The following is a 5892-nucleotide window of genomic DNA, read 5'->3' on the forward strand; positions in this document are numbered from 1 at the left end:
CCAACGATCTTTACCGGTCTGACCTTTGCAAAACTCTCTGCTACTGGCGCGTCGAGAACAATGGCATCGATGTTCTTGTTTACAAGATCTGTCATGGCAAGAACATAAGTGTCGTATCTCTTAAAATCACCGGTAAGAATCTTGGTTTTGACTAGATTGTCTTCAACCCAGAGATCACCGGTCGTGCCCGTCTGGACACCGATGTTATGTTTCCCAAACAGAACTGTCACAGTCAATTCGCTGTCATCCCTTACAACAACACTCTGATCAGCTGTCCAGTATGGTTTCGAGAATGACACTACTTCTTCTCTTTCTGGTGTAATCGTCATTCCTGAAATAACTATGTCGATATTTCCGGAAGCTAGAGCAGCGATTAGCGAATCAAAACTCATATCTCTGATTTCAATTTCGAAATCCATTTCTTCAGCGATAGCTTTGATCAGATCGATGTCGAATCCCACAAATTCACCATTCTCTACGTACTCAAATGGTGGAAAGTCAGCGCTTGTTCCAACCACGTACTTTGCTCCAAATCCGAACCCAGTCGAAACCAGTAGAGCTAGTAACACTAGTAAAGCCTTTTTCATGATACCCCTCCTTATGCTCAAAGATGAAGTGATTGTATATCAACATGCTTTCATTAGAACGAACTGTGCGTGCAGCTTTCGAAAAGAATCAAGAAAGGTTTGGCAACAATGAGTTACAGTGTAGCCATGACCTCTCTTCTTTGATTCGAAAAATGAAATGAAAAAGCTGTCCAAGTTGCCAGTCCGGTGTTCAAGATATACACCTTCTTGAGTTATGACTACTCATAGACATTATACCCTTTAGAAACACTTGAGCCAAAAACAACTGTTAACATGGTGATGGTGATGGAGATGAAAATCGGTATTGCATTGAGTGGCGGTGTCGACAGTGCCGTAGCGGCCGCTCGATTGATTAGACAGGGAAACGACGTAATTGGTTATCACATGATAGTTCTTGAGGGCAACCCGCTAGCAAATGCGGCTGCCGATGATGCAAAAGCCGTTGCCGACCATCTCGGTATAGAGCTGAAGATTGTAGATTTGCGCGAGGAGTTTAGAAGGATACTCAATTACTTCACCACTTCTTACATGAGTGGGGAGACGCCAAATCCTTGCGTCGTATGCAACGATTCGATAAAATTCGGATTGCTACTCGAGCGTATGTTCTCTTTCGGAGAGGAGAAGATAGCCACAGGCCATTACGCAAGACTTGTCTCCCTGGATGAAAATGTTTTTTTGGCAAGAGCACTTGACAGAGCGAAGGATCAGTCGTATTTCCTTTCGAGAATCGGGAAGCACAAATTGCACGACATTCTCTTTCCTCTGGGTGAAATGACGAAGGAAGAAGTCAGGCAAGAGGCTTCGGGGATTGATCTTCCCGTCCACTCGAAGAAAGACTCTCAGGAGATCTGTTTCATTCCCGACGGAGACTACAGAAGCTTTCTGAAGTCGCGGGGGATAGAGGGTAATCCGGGACCTATAACGGATGAAAGCGGAATTCTATTGGGAAGACATACCGGACTTTCGGGATACACCATCGGGCAACGTAAGGGAATAGGTTTTTCTGGGAGAGATCGCTACTATGTAAAGAGGCTTGATTTGAAGAACAACAAACTCATTCTCGCCCAAAGGCAGAGTTTAATGTCAGAAGCCTTGGTTGCTAAAGATCCTAACTGGTATATAGACCCTGGAGAAGAATTCGATTGCCTCTGCAAAATAAGGAGCTCCATGAAACCTGTTTCTGCCAAAGTGACCATCGTAAGTGGTGAGAAAATTAGAGTAGATTTTCAAGAGAAAGTGTGGGCGGTTACTCCTGGACAACTTGCCGTCTTCTATATCGACGATCTGGTAGTAGGAAGCGCGTTCATTGAGGAAAACTGTATTCTTGAAAGTGAAGGGAACACGTGATAGAATTTTGCAGACAGGAAGTAGTTCAGTTGGAAGAACGCTGGTTTCGGGAACCAGAGGTCCGGGGTTCGAGTCCCCGCTTCCTGACCAGAGCAGGCCCATCAGGGTCTGTTTCTTTTTTTTTTGGGACCTAGGGAAATTACTTGACTCTCCAGATGATCGTTTGTTTGAGTTGATCTGCTAAAATTTGCTCACAGAGTTTTGTTCTCTTTGTCTTCTCCTCTGATCGATCGATCTGGAGGTGGATCTTATGAAAAGGATAGGCTTCCTATTTTTATTATTCTCACTTTTTCTGATCACAACTGTTTATTCGAAAACGCTTGAACTGAAAAGCTGGCAAATATGGGATTTCAGCTACAACGGCATTCATGGGGTTTGCTGCGCCGTCAGCGTCAAGGACGGAGAGATCCCCGTCACGGGACTCTCATTTGAAGACTTCACCATAACCGAGACTCTCGTGGACGGGTACGGGGAGGTTTTGTCAAAGGCCAAAATTGCTCCGGAGCAGAGAGAAGACCAGTTTGATGGCATTGGATTCTGGGAAAGGTCTGTATCTTCCTCAAAAATCGATCTGGTCTTTCTCATAGATAAGACTGGCTCAATGGCGGATCAAATCGAGTCGGTTAAGTCAGAACTGAAGAAATTTGTGAATCGACTCGAAGCTGATGGATGTGACTTCAGGGTGGCGGTTCTGCTATTTGAAGCAGCGTTACTGGAAGAGCCCGGAAGAAAATCACCCGATTATCCGTTTTATGGAGCTATGGAAATGGACGAACTTCTCCTCGCTATCGAGGAAATCGAAACGGCAGGCGAATGGCATATAAACACCTGGAGTTATGATGCAATCCTCTTCAGCAGTCAGCTTGAATTCCGTGAAGACTCCAGAGCAGTTTTAGTAGTCATTACAGACACTCTTCCGGAGACCGTTCACGGACCATTCTGGTACTTTTCCGGAGGCAGTGTTGCAACGAAAAGAGCCGTGGAAATCGCGCTGGAAGAAAGGGGCATTGAGCTGGAATACTTCCAGCCCGAGGAGTCTGAACTGGCGCACATGGAGAATTATAACAGGCTCATAAACCCCGCATTGAGCGAGTCGAATTTTGACCATCTGGTAGGAGCCGTTTCTCTCGGCTGGCCATTCAAACAGGATCTCATCAAAGTCGATGCGCTGCCCGTTTCTGAATCGATTTATTACCTCTCCTGGAATTCTGGTCTTGATGAGATTACAGATTACTATCGGAAAGAAGGTTTCAAAGTTGAAGTGGACGTAAAATGTGGTGATGAGCATGTCTCTTTATCGTATTCGCCATTTTTCGATGAAGAAGGCTATCTTCAGAGTTCAGAGGACTACCACCTTCCCGTTCTCGATGAAGAGGGTAATCAGTTGCCCGACAAAGCCGTAGAAATGGGTTTGCTGAGAGAGTTGGGTGACCTGAAAGCATTCAGCGGGAACTATGCTACGAAAGATGGAGTTCTGCAGTTGCGGTCGGTTGATCCGGGGGATTACCTATACAGACTCTATGCATATGGAAGAAGTTCTTACAGCTATTCCACACTTCGGCTAAAAGGTACAGGGAAAATTTCATTCGTTCAGGGAGAAGTGATACCGGATTTTGTTGTTGCCCGTACGGGCGATGCATTTCTCGAGTCGGTTAAGATCAGAGGCCTCATGGATGAATTTGTAAGCAACAAGATCGCCGTGAATGAATCTAAAGAGTTTGCAGAAAAGTCGTTGAAATGGATAGATGCGGTCGCTTCTGACGGACTGAACCTAAGGGAAATGGAAGCCCTTAAGAGAGTTTACGTTTCAGTTGGGGCGTTTTTAAATGGAATGGCTTACGCAGCAATAGAATCCGAACGGGTAGAGAGTGATCTGCTGCAGATGGTGCGTGATACGAGGAGCATGACGCGAAAGGCAGGGCATCGATTACAGGGTATGGGGTCTCGTGAAGAGAACCGGCAATCAATTCAGGTTTCAATGCAACTGAGGAAGTTATCCCGGCATGACTTTTTGAAACTCCCTCACTTTGTCATCCCGAACTCGTTTCGGGATCCGGGTTTGATCCTCTCTGAGGACGGTGGACCGCTGACGGACAACGTAGCCTTCAGCAGCGATCAGCGGGTCTTCGTTCTTAAGCGTGCAGCTGCTCTTAGAAGGGGATGCTGAAACAAGTTCAGATGCAGAGGAAGTGGCCGCAATGATATCTTCTGCAAAGAACATAATACTCTCCACCGCTTCGATTATCGCCGACATTATCTCGGGTAACTGGAGCGGCGTGGCACAGCAGATATCAATCGAAGCACTGCTGGATGAGTTCGTAGATTATGTGAAAAACGACCTGCTCGACGATGTGCTTGAGGCCGTGAAAGATAAGCTCAGGGCATACCTTTCCGATCCTTCAAAGGCCGAGGAGCTTCTGAGTCTAGTAAAGGGTGACATGCTCGGATGGGTAAAAGACGGCGAAGACTCGGATGAAGGAAGCGTCAGGGATGAAATCCGGCAGGTAGTCTATACCGACCTCACTTACCGCAATTTCACAAAACCGGTAATAAGAGAGCTTGAGGAGTCTCTGTCGGGGGCGGCTCGCCTGGCTTCGCTGTCAATTTCAGATCTCGATCTCTACGCTGCGAGCTGGAGTATGAACAGGGATTTCGCAAGCATGAGAAGTGAAGTGATGGGGCCTCTGCAAGACTGGTCGTTCGAGGTTCTCGGAGAGCATGAGAGAATCGACAACTGGGAAACGATCCTCGAGATCTTCGAAGAGACGGTTCCTCTGATTGTGGAGCTTCTGAGGCTCATGGAGTACAAAAACCCCGTTCTAGGCGATATTGCAGAGGAGCTGTCGAAGCTCTCTTATGTGCTGGATGCCGTAGGTCTCCTTACTCTGGCATATGAAGTGTCATTGAAAGCCGATCAGCTCACAACGATGGCAGGAAAGCTTGATAGAGTCAACGACTATCTCTTTCTCGAGGCCGGTTACTAGAGGTCTCTCATCAGTATCTTTTCATCATCGTCCCACTCCCCAGTATCGACGAAGCCCAGCTTCAGGTAGAAGTGGAGCGGGGAAGGATCATTGACTATGCAAGAGGTGAAGAGCTTCTCGTAACCCTGGGCCTTGAGATACTCAATCAACAAGAGGATAGCGTCTCTTCCATATCCCATCTTCTGATACTTGCCGCCGATCATGAAGCGCCACATGGAGGCGTGCTTAACATCTTTCATTCTCGGATCGGGTGTGAAGTCCAGCATAATGAAGCCCACCATGTCATCTCCTGCATAGATTGCACGGAACCAGGCATTCTTTGCAAAGTGGGCTTGAGCGATCGAAACTGCATTTGAGGCCACGGCTCTTTCCTGTCCTTTGAGTAAGGTACCACTCAAACGGATAGCGTCGAGTACCGTCTCCTCTGTTATCTCTTCGAATCTAACTATATGTTCCATGACTCCTCCTGATTTCTAGCGATATATTTCGCTCTAGTCGAAACAAAGACCAAATATTGGAGCCGCGCCGAAAACATTCTTGGCAGGTTGGCCTTTCCGAAAACACTCTTCCTTGCTGCATTATATCATTGAGCTGCAATCAAGCCACATCATGCCCCTGCACAAATTGTTTTCTCTCAGCAGCTGCTTTTGGGTTCCACTTCTTGTATCCCTGAACATTTAGAAGGAACATCCGGCCACATTCACAGAGCGCTTCGTAACTGGGTTAGCGCTGCAGACATCCTCCAGTGGTTTATGCAGGCTTCCGGTCTTTCTAATCGTTTCATCCTCACATGAAAAGTATTTAGTCGGCTCAATAATCCTGGCAGATCTCGATCCGTTTTTCATTGCTTCGAACCGGGGTGATTCAGATCTCTGCGGGTAACGGTTCGCTTATAGTAGAATTATCGGATGGTATACTTCTTATTATCGGATTGAGCGGGAAGTTGCTAACCAAATGCTGAGGTGAGAGTTGGA

General features: G+C 46.7%; 5 protein-coding genes and 1 tRNA gene. 4 read left to right on the plus strand and 2 right to left on the minus strand.

Annotated elements, in window-relative coordinates:
- The coding region (locus BG32_RS01470; RefSeq protein ID WP_147434785.1) for a basic amino acid ABC transporter substrate-binding protein at positions 1 to 587 on the minus strand (587 nt) is incomplete at its 3' end.
- A gap of 273 nt (positions 588 to 860) precedes the next feature.
- Between BG32_RS01470 and mnmA the strand changes: the two genes are divergently transcribed.
- The 4 genes from mnmA to BG32_RS01490 all read left to right on the plus strand — a co-directional run bounded on the left by mnmA (position 861) and on the right by BG32_RS01490 (position 4918).
- A complete protein-coding gene (gene mnmA / locus BG32_RS01475) occupies positions 861 to 1934 on the plus strand; it encodes a tRNA 2-thiouridine(34) synthase MnmA (protein WP_006492618.1) in 1074 nt (357 codons plus the stop codon).
- Positions 1935 to 1948: 14 nt separating this feature from the next.
- Positions 1949 to 2024, plus strand: a tRNA-Pro gene (locus BG32_RS01480).
- 160 nt (positions 2025 to 2184) lie between these two features.
- Positions 2185 to 4101 carry a vWA domain-containing protein gene (locus BG32_RS01485; protein WP_006492619.1) on the plus strand — a complete coding sequence of 639 codons (1917 nt, stop codon included), beginning with the start codon at positions 2185 to 2187 and terminating at the stop codon, positions 4099 to 4101.
- A 31-nt stretch (positions 4102 to 4132) separates the two neighbouring features.
- Complete coding sequence (locus BG32_RS01490; RefSeq protein ID WP_051070386.1) at positions 4133 to 4918, plus strand: hypothetical protein; 786 nt, start codon at positions 4133 to 4135, stop codon at positions 4916 to 4918.
- Here BG32_RS01490 and BG32_RS01495 read toward each other — a convergent pair.
- Positions 4915 to 5376, minus strand: a complete 462-nt coding sequence (locus BG32_RS01495; RefSeq protein WP_006492621.1) for an N-acetyltransferase — start codon at positions 5374 to 5376, stop codon at positions 4915 to 4917. The genes BG32_RS01490 and BG32_RS01495 overlap by 4 nt on opposite strands.
- Positions 5377 to 5892: the final 516 nt, after the last annotated feature.

The sequence above is a fragment of the Mesotoga sp. HF07.pep.5.2.highcov genome (genome assembly GCF_003666285.1).
In the GTDB taxonomy this organism is placed as follows: domain Bacteria; phylum Thermotogota; class Thermotogae; order Petrotogales; family Kosmotogaceae; genus Mesotoga; species Mesotoga prima.